Below are 17,477 nucleotides of genomic sequence, written 5' to 3'. Positions count from 1 at the left end.
CGTACGGCGAGCGTGGACACTCGCCAGGAGGCACGAGTGACTGCTCCGACCTTTCCCTTCACGGCCCTCGTCGGCTCCGACGAGCTGACGACCGCGCTGCTGCTGAGTGCCATCTCCCCCGAGATCGGCGGCGTGCTCGTGCGCGGCGAGAAGGGCACCGCCAAGTCGACCGCCGTGCGCGCCCTCGCCGCGGTCCTGCCCGAGCAGCACGTCGCGCGGGAGTGCCGCTTCGGCTGCGACCCGGACCGGTCCGAGGACTGCCCCGACGGTCCCCACGAGGGCACCGCGACCACCCGGCCGGCACGTCTCGTCGAGCTGCCCGTCGGCGCCACCGAGGACCGCGTCGTCGGCTCCCTCGACCTGCGCCGTGCCCTCGGGGACGGCGAGGCCGCCTACCAGCCCGGTCTGCTCGCCGAGGCCCACCGGGGGATCCTCTACGTCGACGAGGTCAACCTCCTCCACGACCACCTCGTCGACGTGCTCCTCGACGCAGCGGCCATGGGACGCAACACGGTCGAGCGCGACGGCGTCTCGATCTCGCACCCGGCGCGCATCACCCTCGTCGGCACCATGAACCCCGAGGAGGGTGAGCTGCGTCCCCAGCTGCTCGACCGCTTCGGCCTGACCGTGCACGTCGCCGCCAGCCGCGACCCGCACGTGCGCGCCGAGGTCGTGCGGCGTCGCCTCGAGGCCGACCTCGACCCGGTGGCCTTCGCCGCCCGGTACGCCGGCTCCGAGGTCGAGCTCACCGCCCGGCTCGCCGCGGCCCGCGCCGCCGTCCGCGGCATCCGGCTCGAGGAACGCACGCTGCGCACCATCGCCCGCGTCTGCGCGGGGTTCGACGTCGACGGCATGCGCGCCGACATCGTCACCGCGCGCACCGCCCTCGCCCACGCGGCCTGGCAGGGCCGCGACCACGTGACCCGCGAGGACATCCGCGCCGCAGCGCTGCTCTCCCTGCCCCACCGCCGCCGTCGTGCCCCCTTCGACGCGCCGGGCCTCGACGAGGACCTGCTCGACCGCCTCCTCGACGAGGAACCCGAACCCGAGCCCCCGGGCGGCGGGGACGGGCCCGATGACTCCCCGCAGGGGGGGCCAGCCGACTCCGGCCCTGACTCGCCAGATGGATCACACCGCCCGCCGGCCCCCGACGCGGCACATGATTCACCGGACGAGTCAGCGGCGAAGGGCGACGACACCCCCACCGAGCCGGCGGCAGGATCCACCCCCAGCCCGACGGGCACCGCGGCCGCCGCCGCGCCCTACCGGGCCCGCCGGCTCGAGCTCACCGGGGTCGGCTCCGGCCCGACCGGCCGCCGCTCCCCCGCGCTCACGCCGCGCGGCCGCACCGTCGGTACCCACCCGGCCGGGCAGGAACCGGCGGGAGCGGCGATCCACCTGACCGCCACCCTTCGTGCCTCCGCGGCCCGGCGGGCGAGCGCCCGTGGACCCGCCCGGGTGACCGGAGACGACCTGCGCCACGCCGTGACCCGGGGGCGCGAGGCCAACCTCGTGCTGCTCGCCGTCGACGCCTCCGGCTCGATGGCCGCACGCAAGCGGATGACCGAGGTCAAGACCGCCGTGCTCTCGCTGCTCCTCGACGCCTACCAGCGGCGCGACCGGGTGGGACTGGTGACCTTCCGGGGGGGCTGCGCCGAGCTGGCCCTGCCGCCCACCTCCTCCGTGGAAGCAGCCGCCGCCCGCCTCGCCGAGATGCCGCACGGTGGCCGCACGCCGCTCGCCGAGGGCCTGACCGAGGTCGCCAAGGTCGTTGCGAGAGAACGGATCCGCGACCGCCACCAGCGTGCGCTCGTCGTCCTCGTCACCGACGGGCGGGCCACCGCCGGGCCCGACGCGCTCGTCCGCGCGCAGCGCATCGCGGACGCGTGGGCGGGGACGGCGGAGACCGTCGTCGTCGACTGCGAGTCCGGCCGGTTTCGCATGGGGCTGGCCGGCGACCTCGCCCGCCGCATGGGCGCCGAGCACGTCCCCCTCGAGCAGGTCGCCGCGAGCGGTCTCGTCGAGATCGTCACCGACCGCACCGGACCCCGTAGGAGCGCTGCCTGATGGCCCAGGGACAGACCCCCGTCACCCCGCAGGACGGACTGACGACGCGCCAGCGCCGCAACCGCCCGCTCGTCGTCGTCCACGGCGGCACGGGCAAGGGCAAGTCGACCGCCGCCTTCGGGCTCGCGCTGCGCGGCTGGAACCAGGGCTGGTCCATCGGCGTCTTCCAGTTCGTCAAGTCCGCCAAGTGGCGCATCGGCGAGGAAGAGGTCTACAGGACCCTCGGCCGCGTCCACGAGGAGACGGGCGAAGGGGGCCCGGTCGAGTGGCACAAGATGGGCTCCGGCTGGTCGTGGTCACGCCGGGCGGGCAGCGAGGAGGACCACGCCGCCGACGCCCGTGAGGGCTGGGCCGAGATCAAGCGTCGCCTGGCCGCCGAGTCCCACACCGTCTACGTCCTCGACGAGTTCACCTACGTCATGAAGTGGGGCTGGGTCGAGCTCGACGACGTCATCGACACCCTGGTGGGCCGCCCCGGGTACCAGCACGTCGTCATCACCGGGCGTGACCCGCACCCGCGCCTGCTCGAGATCGCCGACGTCGCGACCGAGATGACGAAGATCAAGCATCCCTTCGACGCCGGCCAGAAGGGCCAGAAGGGCATCGAGTGGTGACCCTGCCCCGGGTGCTCGTCGCGGCGCCGGCGTCGGGCCACGGCAAGACGACGATCGCCGTGGGGATCATGGCCGCCCTCGCCCGGCGCGGCCTGGTCGTCGCGCCGGCCAAGGTCGGGCCGGACTACATCGACCCCGGGTACCACGCCCTCGCGACCGGGCGTCCGAGCCGCACCCTCGACCCCTGGCTCGTCGGCGAAGGGAGGGTCGCCCCCCTCCTCGCCCGCGGAGCCACCCACCCGACGCCGGCCGACGTCGCCGTGCTCGAGGGCGTCATGGGGCTCATGGACGGGCGGCTGGGCGCCGACGGCTTCGCCTCGAGCGCCCACGTCGCGACGCTCACGCGCACCCCCGTCGTCCTCGTCGTCGACATCAGCTCGACCTCGCGCACCGTCGCCGCGACCGTCCACGGACTGGCGACCATCGACCCCGGGCTCGACGTCGTCGGGGTCGTGCTCAACAAGGCGGGCACGCCGCGCCACGGCGACGAGGCCCGCCGCGCCGTCCAGGGCGTCGGCGTCCCCGTCTGGGGTGTGCTGCCCCGCGACGCCGCCATGCACGTCCCCTCCCGCCACCTGGGGCTCGTCCCCGCCGCCGAGCGCGGCGAGGCCGCCGCGACCCTCGACCACATCGCCACCGTGGCCGAGGAGCACCTCGACCTCGACGCCCTGCTCGCCGCCGCCCGCACCGCGCCCGACCTCGGTGCCGAGCCGTGGGACCCGGTTGCGGCGCTCGCGCCCTTCGAGACGCTTGCTGCGCAAGCTCCTCAGGGAGCGGTGGGCGGGGGCCTCTCGCAGGGAGCGAGCCAGCGGCCCGTCGTCGCCGTGGCCGGGGGCCGGGCCTTCACCTTCCGCTACCCCGAGACGGTCGAGCTGCTCGAGGCTGCCGGCGCCCGCGTCGTCGAGCTCGACCCCGCACGCGACACCGCCCTGCCGAGAGGGACCTCGGCGCTCTACCTCGGCGGTGGCTTCCCCGAGGTGCACGCCCGTGCGCTGGCGACCAACCGCGTCCTCGTGCAACAGGTGCGGGCCGCGATCGACGCCGGCATGCCGACCGTGGCCGAGTGTGCGGGCCTGCTCTACCTCGCCGAGACCCTCGACGCGCACCCGATGGTCGGGGCCGTGCCGGCGACCGCCGCGATGGGCCGGCGCCTGACCCTGGGGTACCGCGAGGCGACGTCCCGGGTCGACTCGGTCCTCGGCCCCGCGGGCACCCGCGTGACCGGCCACGAGTTCCACCGGACCGTCACCACCCCCGCTGCCGGACCCGACGCCGCGTGGCTGCTGGACGACCGCCCCGAAGGATTCGCCCTCGACCCCGGACGCACCGGCCGCGCCACCCTCGTCGCCTCCTACCTCCACACCCACTGGGCCGGCTCGCCCCAGGTCGCAGCGTCCTTCGTCGACGCCGCAGCGGGCTGGCAGGGTGCCCGGCCGGGGCTGCCCTTCGAGGCTCGCCCGCAGAGCGGGCTCGCACCTCAGGGAGCGTCGGTCGAGGCTGTAGACCCCCTGCGCCACCACGGGGACGCCGAGGTCGGCGAGGACCTCATCGACCTGGCCGTCAACGTGCGGACGGGGCATCCCCCCGCGTGGCTGGCGCGCGCCCTCGCCGACGAGCTGACCCACGTCGCGGCCTACCCGGACCCGACCCGGGCCCGCGACGCGGTGGCTGCGCGGCACGGGCTGGCGCGGGAGCAGGTGCTGCCGACGAGCGGCGGGGCGGAGGCCTTCACCCTGGTCGCTCGCGCCCTGCGACCCCGTGACGCGGTGGTCGTGCACCCGCAGTTCACCGAGCCGGAGGCGGCACTGCGAGCGGCCGGGCACGGCGTGCGCCACGTGCTGCTGCGGCAGCAGGACGGCTTCGCCCTCACCCCGGCAGCCGTCGAGCAGGTCGGCGACGCCGACCTCGTCGTCATCGGCAACCCGACCAACCCGACCGGGGCCCTCCACCCCGCGCGGACCCTGCGCACCCTGGTCCGGCCGGGCCGGGTGCTCCTCGTCGACGAAGCCTTCATGGATGCCGTCCCCGACGAGGCCGAGTCGCTGCTGCCCGGTGATCTCAGCGGCATCGTCGTCGTCCGGTCGCTCACCAAGACGTGGGCGGTGGCGGGCCTGCGGGCCGGGTACGTCGCCGGTGACCGGGACCTCGTCGCGGCCCTCGCCACGCACCAGCCGCACTGGTCCGTCGGGTCGCTCGCGTTGCGGGTCATGACCGAGACGGTCACGCCGCCGGCGCTCGGCGAGGCCGCGCGGGCCGTCGAGGAGACCGGTCGCTGGCGCGCCCACCTGCTCGCGGGGCTGCGGGACCTGGACGTCCCGACGGGGGGCGAGGCGGCCCCCTTCGTCCTCGCGCAGGTGGGTGACGGCGTCCACGAGACGCTGCGCGGTGCCGGCTGGGCCGTGCGCCGGGGCGATACTTTCCCGGGGCTCGACCCCACCTGGGTGCGGATCGCCGTCCGTGACCCGCACACCATCGACGGGCTCCTGCGCGAGCTCGGCCACACCCTGCAGCACCGGAGGACCGCATGACCGACGCCACCACCACCCCCGCCGGGCGGGTCATCCTCGTCGGCGGGGGCCCCGGCGACCCCGGTCTGCTCACGGTCGCCGGGTGCGACGCGCTCGCTGCCGCGGACGTCGTCGTCACCGACCGGCTCGCGCCTCTCGCGGCGATCGCCGAGCACGCCCCGCAGGCCGAGGTCGTCCACGTCGGCAAGATCCCGCGCGGCCCGTTCACCCCGCAGGAGCGCATCAACGAGCTGATCCTGGAGCACGCCCGCGCCGGCCGGACCGTCGTGCGGCTCAAGGGCGGGGACGGCTACCTCTTCGGACGTGGAGGTGAGGAGTGGAATGCCTGCACCGACGCCGGGATCCCCGTCGAGATCGTGCCGGGCGTCTCCTCCGCCTTCTCCGTCCCGGCGCTCGCCGGGATCCCGGTGACCCACCGCGGCCTGTCGCAGGGCGTCGCGGTGGTCTCCGGGCACGTCTCCCCGGAGGACCCGCGCAGCGAGGTCGACTGGGCCGCGCTCGCCACGTCCCGGCTGACCATCGTCGTGCTCATGGGGGTCGCCACCCTCGGCTCGATCGCCGAGGCGCTCATGGCCGCCGGGCTGCCCGCCGACACCCCGGCCGCCTGCGTCGCGGACGGGGCCAGCCCGCAGCAGCGGGTCGTGCGGGCGCCGTTGTCGCAGATCGCGACCGAGGCGGACGCAGGCGGCTTCGCTCCCCCGGCCATCACGGTCATCGGCCAGGTCGTCGAGGCATTGCACGGGGTCTCGTGAGCGCCCTCGGCGAGGGGTACCGGCTCGCGCTCGGGACCTTCACCCGCATCCCGAGCGGCGAGGTCTCGACCGAGCGCGCGGTCGCCCGGGCGGCCCTGCTCCTCGCCCCGCTGGCCGTGCTCCCGCTCGCCGTCGGGGTCGGGCTCCTCGGGTGGAGCGTCGAGGCCGGCGTCCCCCCGTGGGTCGCGGCCGGCCTCGCCCTCGCCCTCCTCGCGTACGGCACCAGGGCCATGCACCTCGACGGTCTGGCCGACACGGTCGACGGGCTGGGTGCCGGCTGGGACCGTGAGCGGGCGCTCGAGGTCATGCGAAGGGGGGACCTCGGCCCCATGGGTGCCGTCGCCCTCGTCCTCGCGCTCCTGCTCCAGGCAGCCGCGATGGCCGAGCTCTTCACCGCCGGGTGGCGCGGCGGGCTCGTCGTCGCCGCACTCGTCGTGGCGTCGCGAGCGACGTGCGCGCTGCTGTGCGCCGCGGGGAGCCGGCCGTCCGAGGGCTCGAGCCTGGGGAGGGTCTTCGTCGGGACGGTGCCGGTGGCCGCCGCCGTCGGCCTGCAGGTCGTCACCGCGCTCGTCGTGCTCGCGGCGGCATGGCCGCTCGTGGACGGACCGGGCGCGCTGCTGCTGGGCGGGAGCGCCACCGCCGTGGGGGCGCTCGCGGTCCTGGCGCTGGCCGGCCGGGCGCGACGGGTCCTCGGCGGCGTCAACGGGGACGTCCTGGGGGCGGGCGTGGAGATCTCGTTGGCCGCATCCCTCGTGGTCGGGTCGGTGACGTGGTGAGGGTCCTCGTCACCGGAGGCGTCCGCTCCGGCAAGTCCCGGCACGCGGAGTCGCTGCTCCTGCCGCCCCACCTGCCCGACGGGGCCACGGTCACCTACCTCGCGACCGGCCCGCGGCGCGACGACGCCGACTGGGGGGCCCGGGTCGCGGCCCACCAGCGCCGCCGACCGGCGACCTGGGGCACCGTCGAGGCGTCCGACGCGGCCACGGCCCTGCGGGCGGCGAGCGGGCCCGTGCTCCTCGACTGCCTCGGGACGTGGCTGACCGCCCAGCTCGACGAGCTCGCGGCCTGGGAGGCGCCGGAGGAGGACTGGGTCCCTGCCCTCGAGCACCGCGTCGCTGACCTCGAGTCCGCCTGGCGCGCATCCCCCTTCGTCATCGCGGTGACCAACGAGGTCGGGTGGGGGCTGGTCTCCGAGCACCGGTCCGGTCGGATCTTCGCCGACCGGCTCGGGTGGCTCAACCAGCGGATCGCGGCCTCGGCCGACCGGGTCGACCTCGTCGTCGCCGGGCAGGTGCTGACGATCAGGGGTCAGGTGTGAGGACCGACCCGGTGGTCGTCGGGCTCGCCCTCGGCTGGGTGGCCGACGCAGCCCTCGGCGACCCTCGTCGGGGCCACCCGGTCGCCCTCCTCGGCAGCTGGGCCGGCTGGGTCGAGGCCCGCACCCACCGCGACTCCCGCGCGGCCGGCGTCCTGACCGAGGTCGTCGTCCTCGCCCCCGCCCTCGCGCTCGGGGCCGTTGCCCAGCAGCTGCCCCCGCGTGCCCGGGCCGGCGCCACCGCAGCGCTCACCTGGGCCGCGCTCGGCGGCACCAGCCTCGGCCGCGAGGGCCTCGCCGTCCACGCGCTGCTCGCGTCAGGTGACCTGCCGGGCGCGCGCACCCGCGTGCGCAACCTCGTGGGGCGGATCACCGACGACCTCACCGAGGACGAGGTCGCCCGCGCCGCGCTCGAGTCGGTCGCGGAGAACACCTCGGACGCCGTCGTGGGCACCCTCGTCTGGGGCGCCGCACTCGGCCCCCTCGGCATCGTCCTGCACCGTGCGGCCAACACCCTCGACGCGATGCACGGTCACCGGACACCCCGCTATGCCCGGTTCGGCTGGGCCGCCGCACGACTCGACGACGTGCTGGGCTGGCTGCCGGCGCGGGCGACCGTCCTCGCCACCGCCGCGGCGCTCCCCCTTCGCTCCGGTGAGGTGGTGCGCACCGCCGTCCGCGACGGGAGGGCGCACCCGAGCCCCAACGCCGGGCCGGTGGAGGCGGGCTTCGCCGCCGCGCTGGGGGTGCGGCTCGGGGGCCGCACCGTCTACGCCAGCGGGGCGGAGGACCGCGTCGTCATGGGCCACGGACCCGCCCCGACGACCGCCGACCTGCCCCGCGCCGTCGCCCTCGCGCGTCGCGTCGGTGTCATCGCGCTGGCCGCGGCCGTCCTCGTGCGCCAGGCCGTGCTTCGACGGACCCTCACGCAGCGATCCAGTCCGCGGCCGCCTCGGGCGTCGACACCTGCTCGACCCCCTTCGCGCGCGGCGGGCGGGCGACGACGACCACCGCGACGCCGAGGCTCCGGGCGGCGTCGAGCTTGGCCACGGTGTAGCTGCCTCCGGAGTCCTTGGTCATGAGCACGGTGATCCCGTGCTCGCGCATGAGCGACTCCTCACCGGCCAGGTCGTAGGGACCGCGCGAGCGCAGGACCGTCCACGCGGGCGGCAGCGGCTCGTCCGGTGGCTCCACGAGTCGCACGACGGCGGGGCGGTCCCGCCAGGCGTCGACGTGGTGGTGCAGGGTCTGCCGACCGGTCGTGACGAAGGGGACGCCCCCCACCTCGTCGGCCGCCTCCCGCGCGGCCGGGTGCGTGTCGACCCACGTCCACGACCCGGCATCGGGGTGGTCACCCCAGCCGGGCCGCGCGAGGCGCAGCAGCGGTAGGTCCAGCGACGAGCAGGCCTGCGCTGCATGGGCGCCCATCGTCGTCGCGAAGGGATGCGTGGCATCGACGACGGCCGACACCCGGTGCTCGGCCAACCACCGCGCCAGCCCCTCGGCCCCGCCGAATCCCCCGACCCGCACCGGTCCGACCGGCAGGCGCGGCCGGGAGACGCGACCGGCGAGCGAGGACGTGAGGGGCACCCCCCTCGTCTCGAGGCGGGCGGCGAGGTCACGGGCCTCGGCGGTGCCGCCGAGGATCAGGACGTGCATCATGCGGCCACCCTGTCACGTGGGACGGTGGGGCATGACGACTCCCCTGCGTGCCCTCGCCCAGGTCGTGCTCGGCGCCTTCCTCGTGCTCGCCGGCACCGCCCACCTGACCTTCGCGCGCACCGAGTTCCGGGCCCAGGTGCCGCCGTGGGTGCCGCTGGACGTCGACCTCGTCGTCCTGGCGTCGGGTGTCGTCGAGATCTGCTGCGGCGCAGCGCTGCTGCTCGCGTGGCGACAGCCGCCCCGGGCCGTCGTCGGGGCCGCCGTGGCCCTCCTCTTCGTCGCCGTCTTCCCGGGCAACATCGCCCAGCTGACCGAGCACCGTGACGCCTTCGGCCTCACGAGCGACACGAGCCGGGCGGTGCGCCTGCTCTTCCAGCCCGTCCTCGTCGTGTGGGCGCTGTGGTGCACCGACGCCGTCGGCTGGTGGAGGCGTCGTCGGGCCTAGCCCGCGAGCCACCCGTCGACGATCGTCAGCACGTCGAGCAGCTCGTGCGCGACGCCGTCCGGCTCGGCGTCGACCGTCACCTGCTGGTCGGTCGGGATGTCGCTGTGCGGCACCCAGATCGCCCGCATGCCGACCTCCTGCGAGCCGAGCACGTCCTCGAAGAGCCGGTCACCGACGTAGACGGACGAGGTAGCGGCTACCCCGATGGCCGCGCACGCGGCCTCGAAGGCCTCGGGGTGCGGCTTGACCACGTTGATCTCGGACGAGTAGACGTCCCCGTCGATGAGCTCGAGCACGCCGTCCCGCTCGAAGATCTCGCGGTGGTACTCACCGCTCCAGATGGTGTTGGAGAGCACGCCGACCTTCAGCCCGCGGTCGCGCAGCCCCTGCCACAGCGGCCGCACCTGCCGGTCCGTGTGGGTGTGCGGCTCCCAGAACCGTCGGTAGGCCGCCAGGGCGACGTGGTGCCGGTCCTCGCGCGGGTCGATGCCGGCCTCGCGCAGGATCCCGTCCAGGTGCGCGCTCGAGCGGTCCTCGGCCCGACCGCGCCGCCAGGCCCGGTCCTCCACGGCGTGGATCCGGTCCGCGAGCTCCTGCGCCCGGTCGAGGTCCTCCTGGGGCACGTCCGCCGAGTCGATCGGGATGCCGTGCACCTCCCGGGCGAAGACCCGCCACTGCTGGCCCAGGTCGATGGTGTGCCACGGCGTGAGCGTGCCGCCCCAGTCGAAGATCACCGCCTCGACCGGCCCCGCCTCGGGGCGCTCGTGGACGGTGAGGGGGTGACGCATCTCCTCCAGGCTCACGCGCCGGCGCCCCGCACCTCGGCGACCAGGGCCTCGACGGCCTCGGCCACCGCGACCTCGCGCCGGTCGCCGCTGCGACGGTCCTTGATCTCGACGACGCCCTCGGCCAGCCCCTTGCCGACGACGAGGATCGTCGGGACCCCGACGAGCTCGGCGTCCTTGAACTTCACGCCGGGGCTCACCTTGCCGGCGCGGTCGTCGTACAGGACGCTGACCCCCTTCGCCTCGAGCCGGGCGGACAGGTCGGCGGCCGTGGTGAAGATCTCGTCCGTCTTGCCCGCAGCGACCACGTGCACGTCGAAGGGGGCCAGCGCCCGTGGCCACACGAGACCGGACTCGTCGTGGTTGTCCTCGGCGATGACACCGACGGCGCGCGTGACGCCGACGCCGTACGAGCCCATCGTGACGGTGACGAGCTTGCCGTTCTCGTCGAGGACCTTCAGCCCCAGCGCCTCGGCGTACTTGGTGCCGAGCTGGAAGATGTGGCCCATCTCGACGCCCCGCGCGAGGGTCAGTGTCCCCGTGCCCGTGGGGCTCGGGTCGCCCTCCCGGATCTCGGCGGCCTGGATCGTGCCGTCGGCGGTGAAGTCGCGACCGTGGACCAGGTCGATGACGTGCCTGCCGTGCTCGTCCGCGCCGGTGACCCAGGCGGAGCCCTCGGCGATCGACGGGTCGAGGAGGTACCGGATGCCGCTCGGGCGCTCGGAGCCGAGCACGCCGGGCCCGATGTAGCCCTTGGCGAGCGTCGGGTGGTCGGCGAAGTCCTTCTCCTCGAAGGCCTCGACCTCCGCCGGGGAGACCTGCGCCTCGAGCCGCTTGGCGTCGACCTCCCGGTCGCCGGGGACACCGATCGCCAGCGGCTCGCGCCACGGCTCGTCGTGCTCGGCGTCGGCGGGGTGGACCAGCATGACGATGACGTTCTTGAGCGTGTCCGCGGCCGTCCACGCGCGCCCGTCGGTCCGGGGGTGGTTCGCGTTGAGCGCCGCGACGAGCGTCTCGATGGTGGGGGTGTCGGGGGTGTCCTCGACGTGGGCGGGACCGACGGTCACCTCGACGGGCGGCGCTTGCGGGACCTCGACGGCCTCGACGTTGGCCGCGTAGCCGGAGGCGTCCCGCACGAAGGTGTCCTCGCCGTTCGGGCTCACCGCGAGGAACTCCTCGCTCGCACTGCCGCCCATGGCGCCGGAGTCGGCGTGGACGATGACGTACTCGAACCCGAGCCGGTCGAAGATCTTGATGTACGCGTCACGGTGGGCGTCATAGGCCTTCTGCAGCCCGGCCTGGTCGATGTCGAAGGAGTAGCTGTCCTTCATGATGAACTCGCGCCCGCGCAGCACGCCGGCGCGCGGGCGGGCCTCGTCGCGGTACTTCGTCTGGATCTGGAAGAGGGTGAGCGGCAGGTCCTTGTACGAGGTGTACATGTCCTTGACCGCGAGGCAGAACATCTCCTCGTGCGTCGGGCCGAGGATCATCTGCGCGTCCTTGCGGTCGACGAGCCGGAAGAGGTTGTCGCCGTACTCGGTCCAGCGGTTGGTCGCCTCGTACGGCTCCTTGGGCAGCAGCGCCGGGAAGGAGAGCTCCTGGCCGCCGATGGCCTCCATCTCCTCGCGGACGATCGCCTCGACCTTGCGCAGGACCCGCAGACCGAGCGGCAGCCACGTGTAGACGCCCGGCGCCGCGCGGCGGATGTAGCCGGCCCGGACGAGCAGCTTGTGGCCCGGCAGCTCCGCGTCCGCCGGGTCCTCCCGGAGGGTACGCAGGAAGAAGGACGACATGCGGGTGACCACGAGAGCTGCTCCTGGTGGGACGAAGGGGTGTGCCCGATCAGGGTATCCGCTCACCCACGAGCGCCGCCCCGGCAGAGACCAACCGGGCGGTGACGAGCCGGACCGCGGCCCGCTCGGCCCGGTCGGGCCGGGACAGCGCGACGATCCACCGGGCGGACCGCACCCCGGTGAGCGGGACGAGGGCGAGCTCGTCGGTCGTGCGGGTCGTGTACCGCGGCAGGAGCGCCAGGCCCAGCCCGGAGGCGACCAGGGCGGCGACGAGCTGGTTGTCGCGGACGCGCAGGCGCCGGTCGATGCGGCGTCCACAGGCTGCTTCGATCCGCTCGAGCACGGTGTCGAAGGGGTAGTGCTCGGGGACGGCGATCCACGTCTCGTCGACGACGTCGCGCGGTCGCAGCTCGGACCGTCCGGCGAGCGCGTGGTCCGCTGGCACGGCGACGTCGAGCGGCTCACGCACGAGGACGGTGCTGCGCAGACCCTCGCCCCCGGCGGGGACCTCTCCCGTCAGGGAGTGGGCCACGACGATGTCGGCGTCCGCGGCCGCGGCGGCGTAGTCGTGCTCGGCGAGGTCCAGGTCGTCGATCTCGATGCTCACCGAGCTGGCGGCCAGCATCGTCAGTGCCCCGGGCAGCAGGGCCGTCAGACCGCTCGGCAGACCGGCGATCCGCACGCTCCCCACGGGCGCGCCCCGGTGCTCCTCGAGCCGCGCGGCGACCCGGGCCATGGCCGCGCTCACCTCGTCGGCGCCGTCCGCGAGCAGCGCCCCCGCCTCGGTGAGCCGCAGCCCGCGACCGTCCGGTTCCACGAGCGGCACGCCGGCAGATCGCTGCGCGGTGCGCAGCTGCTGCGACAGCGCCGACGGAGTGCGGTGCGTGGCCGCGGCAACGGCCGCCAGGCTCCCGCGCTCGCGCAGGTCCCGCAGCAGCTCGAGGTGCCGGATATCCATGCAGGGAGCCTACGTGGACCGTGCACAATGATTCGCTTGTCCTGCATGGTCGGGTCAGCGCACCATCAACTCGTGCCCGTCCGCCACCGCCTCCTCGCCGTCGTCGTCGCCGTCCTCTGGGGCGCCAACTTCATCGCCATCCACGCCTCGCTCGAGATCTTCCCGCCCTTCTTCTGCTCGGCGCTGCGCTTCCTGCTGCTGGCGATCCCGACCATCGCCCTCGTCCCCCGCCCGCAGGTCCCCACGCGCTGGCTCGTCGGGTACGGCATCGGCTTCGGCATCCTGCAGTTCGCCTTCCTCTACCTCGCGATGGACGTCGGCATGCCGGCCGGCCTCGCGTCCCTCGTGCTGCAGAGCTCCGCGCCCTTCACCGTCGTCCTCGGCGCGGCACTTCTCGGCGAGCGCCTCTCTGCCCGCGCGGCGGCCGGGGTCGGCGTCGCCGCGCTCGGCATGGCCGTCGTCGGGTCGCAGCGCCTCGACGCGCAGGCGGGGCTCCTCCCCTTCGTCCTCACCCTGCTCGCCGGCCTGGGCTGGGCCTTCGGCAACCTCGCCTCCCGCCTGGCCGCCGCCCCCGAGCCGCTCCACCTGACGATGTGGATGACGGTGATCCCGCCGCTCCCCCTGCTCGCGGTGTCGCTGGCCGTCGAGGGCCCCGAGCGCATCGGCGCGGCCCTCGCCGACTCGATGACCGCGGCGGCGATCCCGGCCTGGCTCGGCATGGTCTACACGACGCTCCTCGCGACGGTCGTCGGTTCGGGCATCTGGACCTGGCTCATGGCGCGCCACCCCTCGGGGACGGTCGCGCCGTTCTCGATGCTCGTCCCGGTCACCGGGCTCGGTCTGGCCTGGCTGCTCCTGGACGAGGTGCCCGCTCCGCTCGAGCTGCTCGGCGGCGTCCTCGTCGTCGGCGGGGTGCTGTGGGCCTCGCGGCCGAGCACGCGAGGTCGTCCTGGTGCATCCGGTGGCCGGATCCGCCACGAGGTGCACGAGGACGACCTCGGGTGCACACCGGTCAGCGGATCGCGCTGACGATCTGCGCCAGGACCTGCGCGGCCGGGCCGCGCACGTGGTGGTGGCACATGTCGCTGATCTCGGTCTCGAGCGGGTTGATCTCGATGACGGTCGCCCCCTCGGCCCGCGCCATGGCGGGGTAGCCCGCGGCCGGGTAGACGATGCCCGAGGTGCCGACGACGAGGACGACGTCGCCCGGCTCGAGGGCCTCGATCGCCGCCTCGGTCGCCTCGACCGCCTCGGGCGGCAGCAGCTCGCCGAACCACACGACGCCGGGACGCACGTCCCCTGCGCACTCGGGGCAGGTCGGCGGGTCGATCCGCTCGGTCGGCTCCGACGGCAGCGCCGGCTCCCCCGGGTACGGGCTCTCGCAGTCCGCGCACCGCAGGGCGAGCAGCGAGCCGTGGAGGTGCGCCGCCACCGGCGACCCGGCGCGCTCGTGCAGGTCGTCGACGTTCTGCGTCGAGATCGTCACCTCGCGCAGCCCGGCGAGCTCGGCGAGCGCGCGGTGGCCGGCGTTGGGCTCGACGTCGCGCACGAGCCGCATCCGCCACGCGTACCAGGCCCAGACGAAGGGAGGATCCAGCCGGAAGGCCTCGGCCGTCGCCAGCTGGCTCGGGTCGAAGGCCTCCCACAGCCCGGTCTGCGCGTCGCGGAAGGTCGGCACGCCGGACTCGGCGCTCATCCCGGCCCCGGAGAGCACGAGGACGCGGCGGGCGCCGCGCACGGCCTCGACCACGGCGTCAGGGACCTGGTGCGGGTCGGTGTCGGTCATGAGTCCTCCGGGATCGCGGGTTGCTCGTAGAGGGCGCGGGTGCCGCGGTGACGGAAGCCGAGGCGTTCGTACAGGGCGCGCGCCGGGTTCTGGCAGCCGACGGCCAACCAGACCACCTCGGCCCCGCGGCGCTGCACGGCGGTCAGGGAGCGCGCGACGAGGTGGGCACCCAGGCCCTTGCCGCGCCACTCGGGCACGACGCCGACCTCCTCGATCCACCCGTCGGAGAGGGTGACGAAGCCGGCGACGTGGCCCGCTCGGTCCATGGCGACACGGGAGTCCTCGGGCTGGAACCCCCGCTGCTCGCGCAGCCAGCGGCCCCAGGCCCGCGAGCTGCCCTCGTCGTACCCGGGCTGGTCGGCGAAGGACGCCGCGTACGCGTGCCGGAAGGCCGCTGAGGTGTCGTCGGTGAAGGGCAGCGTCACGACGTCGTCGGGTCGGCGGACGACGGGGATGCTGCGGAGGCTGTGCCGCATGATCGTCTCCGCGAAGACGCGGTGCAGGCCGAGGTCGGCGAAGAGCGTCTCGGCCTCGGGGCTCACCGAGTCGAGGACGAACCGGACCGGGCCGACCGAGTGGGCGAGGACCCACTCGGCGATCTCTGCTCCGATCCCCTGGCCCATCACCGCCGGGTCGACCAGCCCCGTGGCCGTGCGTCCGTCGGCGGCGCTCAGGCCGATCGCCGCCGCGGCGACGACGTCACCGAGCTCGTCCCGCCCGCAGATCGCGACGTCGGTGACGAGGCTGTCGCGCAGGTGGTCGCGGTCCGCGAGGTCGGGCAACCCGCCGTCCCTCGCGAGGCAGGCCGTGCCCAGCCGCACGAGCCCGTCGAGGTCGGCCTCCGTGGTCGGCGACCACTGCAGCGTGCCCATGGACCCGGGCCCCCTCAGAAGATCTGACGCAGGTTGGCACGGGAGAGGTCGAGCAGCTCGTCGCCACGCCCGGACATGACGGTCCGCAGCGCGTACAGGGTGAAGCCCTTGACCTGCTCGGCGGAGATCGCCGGCGGGATCGTCAGCTCCTGCCGCTCGGTGACCACGTCGACGAGCGCGGGACCGTCGTGCGCGAAGGCCTCGCGCAGGCTGGTCTCGAGGTCGCTCGTCTCGGTGACCCGCCAGCCCCTGATCCCGCAGGCCTGCGCGACCTGGGCGAAGTCGGGGTTGTCCAGGTCGGTCCCGAAGCCGGGGAGCCCGACGGCCTTCATCTCGAGCTCGACGAAGTTGAGCGAGGAGTTGTTGAGCACGACGATCTTGATCGGCAGGTCGTGCTGGCGCACCGTGAGCAGCTCGCCGAGCATCATCGCCAGGCCCCCGTCGCCGCTCAGGGTGACGACCTGGCGCCCAGGGCAGGCCAGCTGCGCGCCGATCGCGTGCGGCACCGCGTTGGCCATCGACCCGTGGATGAAGGAACCGATGAGCCGGCGGTCGCCTCGGCACTGGAGGTACCGGGCCGCGTAGACGACGGGCGAGCCGACGTCGGGGATGAAGACCGCGTCGTCCGCGGCGATCTCGTCGACGAGCCGGGCGAGGTACTGGGGGTGGATCGGCTGGGACTTCTTGCCGAAGAGCCCCTTCCTGGGCGGCTCGGCCAGCTCGTCGAGCTTGTCGCGCGTCCTGCCGTAGTGCGTCAGCGAGTCCTCGAGGTGGCGTCGGTCGGTGGTGCGCTCGAGCCGCGGCAGCAGCGCGCGGACGGTGTCGCCGACGTCCCCGACGAGACCCAGCTCGAGCGGGACGCGGCGGCCGAGGCGCTCGCCGCGCAGGTCGACCTGGATGAACCGCGCGCCCTGCGGGTAGAACTGCCGGTACGGGAAGTCCGTCCCGAGCATGAGCACGGTGTCGGCCTCCTCCATCGCCCGGTACCCCGAGGCGAACCCGAGGAGCCCGGTGAGCCCGACGTCGAAGGGGTTGTCCCCCTCGATGTCCTGCTTGGAGCGAAGGGTGTGCACCACCGGGGCCGCGAGCAGGTCCGCGAGCGCGAGGACGTCGTCCTTGGCGCCGGCCGCGCCGGCGCCGACGAGCAGGGTCGTGCGCCGGGAGCCCCCGAGGAGGTCGGCGGCGCGCTGCAGCTGGGCCGCGTCGGGGACGACCTGCGCGCGGGCGCGCTCCAGGACCGTCACGCGCTCGTCGGTGGCCTCGGCCTGGGCGACGTCGCCGGGGACCACGAGCACGGCGACCCCGCGCTCCTGGATCGCCGCGCGCATCGCGGTCTCGAGCATCCGGGGCATCTGCGAGGGCTCGGAGACCATCTCGCACCAGACGCTGCACTCCTGGAAGAGGTGCTGCGGGTGGGTCTCCTGGAAGTACCCGCTGCCGATCTCGGCGCTCGGGATCTGCGCGGCGATCGCCAGGACCGGGACCCGGCTGCGGTGGGCGTCGAAGAGTCCGTTGACGAGGTGGAGGTTGCCCGGGCCGCAGGAGCCGAGGACGACTGCGAGCTCGCCGGTCAGCTCGGCGTCGGCGGCCGCGGCGAAGGCGCCGGCCTCCTCGTGGCGCACCAGCCGCCAGTCCATCCCCCCGTCCCGTCGCATCGCCTCGGTGAACCCGTTGAGGGAGTCACCCGGCACCCCGTAGGCGCGGGTGACGCCGTTGGCCCGCAGGGTCGCGATGACGTTGTCGGCGATGGTGCCCATGGCGCCTCCTGTGCTCGACGAGGATCGTGGCCACCACGCTATCCCGACGCACGGGGGCTCACGGTCGCTGCGCGACCTGCACCCCCGTGGACCCCGACCACCCGCAGTGACAGAGTGGGGACGAGCGACCCGACCCGAGAGGA

Annotated in this window: 15 protein-coding genes and 1 pseudogene; 9 read left to right on the top strand and 7 right to left on the bottom strand. The window is 74.7% G+C overall.

Translation table 11 applies throughout. The features are described 5' to 3' along the window. The first annotated feature begins 36 nt into the window (after positions 1-36). The 7 genes and pseudogenes from ABC138_RS01045 to cbiB all read left to right on the top strand — a co-directional run. A complete protein-coding gene (locus ABC138_RS01045; RefSeq protein ID WP_345912476.1) occupies positions 37-2,067 on the top strand; it encodes a magnesium chelatase subunit D family protein in 2,031 nt (676 codons plus the stop codon). After that, positions 2,067-2,681 (top strand): cob(I)yrinic acid a,c-diamide adenosyltransferase, encoded by a 615-nt coding sequence (gene cobO / locus ABC138_RS01040; protein WP_345912475.1) that lies wholly within the window; start codon positions 2,067-2,069, stop codon positions 2,679-2,681. Before ABC138_RS01045 ends, cobO begins: the two co-directional genes overlap by 1 nt. Beyond that, a complete protein-coding gene (locus tag ABC138_RS01035) occupies positions 2,678-5,209 on the top strand; it encodes a cobyrinate a,c-diamide synthase (protein WP_345912474.1) in 2,532 nt (843 codons plus the stop codon). The genes cobO and ABC138_RS01035 overlap by 4 nt, the downstream gene beginning before the upstream one ends. After that, entirely contained in the window at positions 5,206-5,961 is a 756-nt protein-coding gene (cobA, locus tag ABC138_RS01030; protein ID WP_345912473.1) for a uroporphyrinogen-III C-methyltransferase, read from the top strand. Before ABC138_RS01035 ends, cobA begins: the two co-directional genes overlap by 4 nt. Continuing rightward, positions 5,958-6,737, top strand: coding sequence for an adenosylcobinamide-GDP ribazoletransferase (locus ABC138_RS01025; RefSeq protein WP_345912472.1), 780 nt, complete (start codon positions 5,958-5,960; stop codon positions 6,735-6,737). Before cobA ends, ABC138_RS01025 begins: the two co-directional genes overlap by 4 nt. Then, the gene (locus ABC138_RS01020) at positions 6,734-7,279 is read left to right on the top strand and encodes a bifunctional adenosylcobinamide kinase/adenosylcobinamide-phosphate guanylyltransferase (RefSeq protein WP_345912471.1); all 546 of its coding nucleotides are present in this window, start codon (positions 6,734-6,736) and stop codon (positions 7,277-7,279) included. Before ABC138_RS01025 ends, ABC138_RS01020 begins: the two co-directional genes overlap by 4 nt. After that, positions 7,192-8,118: pseudogene (gene cbiB, locus ABC138_RS01015) on the top strand (adenosylcobinamide-phosphate synthase CbiB); the annotation flags it as partial. The gene ABC138_RS01020 and the pseudogene cbiB, both read left to right, overlap by 88 nt. A gap of 82 nt (positions 8,119-8,200) precedes the next feature. Here the strand turns inward: cbiB and ABC138_RS01010 are convergent. After that, a complete protein-coding gene (locus ABC138_RS01010; protein WP_345912470.1) occupies positions 8,201-8,938 on the bottom strand; it encodes a cobalt-precorrin-6A reductase in 738 nt (245 codons plus the stop codon). 31 nt (positions 8,939-8,969) lie between these two features. Here ABC138_RS01010 and ABC138_RS01005 point away from each other — a divergent pair, with 31 nt between their 5' ends. Beyond that, on the top strand, positions 8,970-9,383 hold the full coding sequence (locus ABC138_RS01005; protein ID WP_345912469.1) for a hypothetical protein: 414 nt from the start codon (positions 8,970-8,972) through the stop codon (positions 9,381-9,383). On the opposite strand, the gene ABC138_RS01000 is transcribed toward ABC138_RS01005, so the two are convergent. The 3 genes from ABC138_RS01000 to ABC138_RS00990 are packed head-to-tail and all read right to left on the bottom strand — an operon-like array spanning position 9,380 to position 12,919. Further along, positions 9,380-10,171 (bottom strand): HAD family hydrolase, encoded by a 792-nt coding sequence (locus ABC138_RS01000; RefSeq protein WP_345912468.1) that lies wholly within the window; start codon positions 10,169-10,171, stop codon positions 9,380-9,382. The genes ABC138_RS01005 and ABC138_RS01000 overlap by 4 nt on opposite strands. Before the next feature lie 11 nt (positions 10,172-10,182). Continuing rightward, positions 10,183-11,973 carry a proline--tRNA ligase gene (locus ABC138_RS00995; RefSeq protein WP_345912467.1) on the bottom strand — a complete coding sequence of 597 codons (1,791 nt, stop codon included), beginning with the start codon at positions 11,971-11,973 and terminating at the stop codon, positions 10,183-10,185. A gap of 37 nt (positions 11,974-12,010) precedes the next feature. After that, positions 12,011-12,919 carry a LysR family transcriptional regulator gene (locus ABC138_RS00990; protein WP_068325117.1) on the bottom strand — a complete coding sequence of 303 codons (909 nt, stop codon included), beginning with the start codon at positions 12,917-12,919 and terminating at the stop codon, positions 12,011-12,013. A 72-nt stretch (positions 12,920-12,991) separates the two neighbouring features. On the opposite strand from ABC138_RS00990, the gene ABC138_RS00985 reads away from it, so the two are divergent. Beyond that, a complete protein-coding gene (locus ABC138_RS00985) occupies positions 12,992-13,948 on the top strand; it encodes an EamA family transporter (RefSeq protein ID WP_082807546.1) in 957 nt (318 codons plus the stop codon). Here ABC138_RS00985 and ABC138_RS00980 read toward each other — a convergent pair. From ABC138_RS00980 to poxB, 3 genes are read right to left on the bottom strand one after another with little or no spacing between them, the layout of a single operon-like run. After that, the gene (locus ABC138_RS00980) at positions 13,932-14,705 is read right to left on the bottom strand and encodes an NAD-dependent deacylase (RefSeq protein ID WP_068325118.1); all 774 of its coding nucleotides are present in this window, start codon (positions 14,703-14,705) and stop codon (positions 13,932-13,934) included. The genes ABC138_RS00985 and ABC138_RS00980 overlap by 17 nt on opposite strands. Then, on the bottom strand, positions 14,702-15,577 hold the full coding sequence (locus ABC138_RS00975) for a GNAT family N-acetyltransferase (RefSeq protein ID WP_345912466.1): 876 nt from the start codon (positions 15,575-15,577) through the stop codon (positions 14,702-14,704). Before ABC138_RS00975 ends, ABC138_RS00980 begins: the two co-directional genes overlap by 4 nt. A gap of 14 nt (positions 15,578-15,591) precedes the next feature. Further along, positions 15,592-17,334 carry a ubiquinone-dependent pyruvate dehydrogenase gene (gene poxB / locus ABC138_RS00970; protein ID WP_345912465.1) on the bottom strand — a complete coding sequence of 581 codons (1,743 nt, stop codon included), beginning with the start codon at positions 17,332-17,334 and terminating at the stop codon, positions 15,592-15,594. Positions 17,335-17,477: the final 143 nt, after the last annotated feature.

The sequence above is a fragment of the Janibacter sp. LM genome (genome assembly GCF_039631275.1).
GTDB lineage: Bacteria > Actinomycetota > Actinomycetes > Actinomycetales > Dermatophilaceae > Janibacter > Janibacter terrae.
Note: the sequence above shows the minus strand (reverse complement) of the source record. Positions and strands in the feature narration are given on the sequence as shown.

Excerpts from the sequence above, each read along its gene's own strand:
- ABC138_RS00980 (WP_068325118.1), bottom strand. The coding sequence starts at position 14,705 with ATGACCGACACCGACCCGCACCAGGTCCCTGACGCCGTGGTCGAGGCC.
- ABC138_RS01005 (WP_345912469.1), top strand. The coding sequence starts at position 8,970 with ATGACGACTCCCCTGCGTGCCCTCGCCCAGGTCGTGCTCGGCGCCTTC.
- cobO (WP_345912475.1), top strand. The coding sequence starts at position 2,067 with ATGGCCCAGGGACAGACCCCCGTCACCCCGCAGGACGGACTGACGACG.
- ABC138_RS00975 (WP_345912466.1), bottom strand. The coding sequence starts at position 15,577 with ATGGGCACGCTGCAGTGGTCGCCGACCACGGAGGCCGACCTCGACGGG.
- ABC138_RS01000 (WP_345912468.1), bottom strand. The coding sequence starts at position 10,171 with ATGCGTCACCCCCTCACCGTCCACGAGCGCCCCGAGGCGGGGCCGGTC.
- poxB (WP_345912465.1), bottom strand. The coding sequence starts at position 17,334 with ATGGGCACCATCGCCGACAACGTCATCGCGACCCTGCGGGCCAACGGC.
- cobA (WP_345912473.1), top strand. The coding sequence starts at position 5,206 with ATGACCGACGCCACCACCACCCCCGCCGGGCGGGTCATCCTCGTCGGC.
- ABC138_RS00990 (WP_068325117.1), bottom strand. The coding sequence starts at position 12,919 with ATGGATATCCGGCACCTCGAGCTGCTGCGGGACCTGCGCGAGCGCGGG.
- ABC138_RS01010 (WP_345912470.1), bottom strand. The coding sequence starts at position 8,938 with ATGATGCACGTCCTGATCCTCGGCGGCACCGCCGAGGCCCGTGACCTC.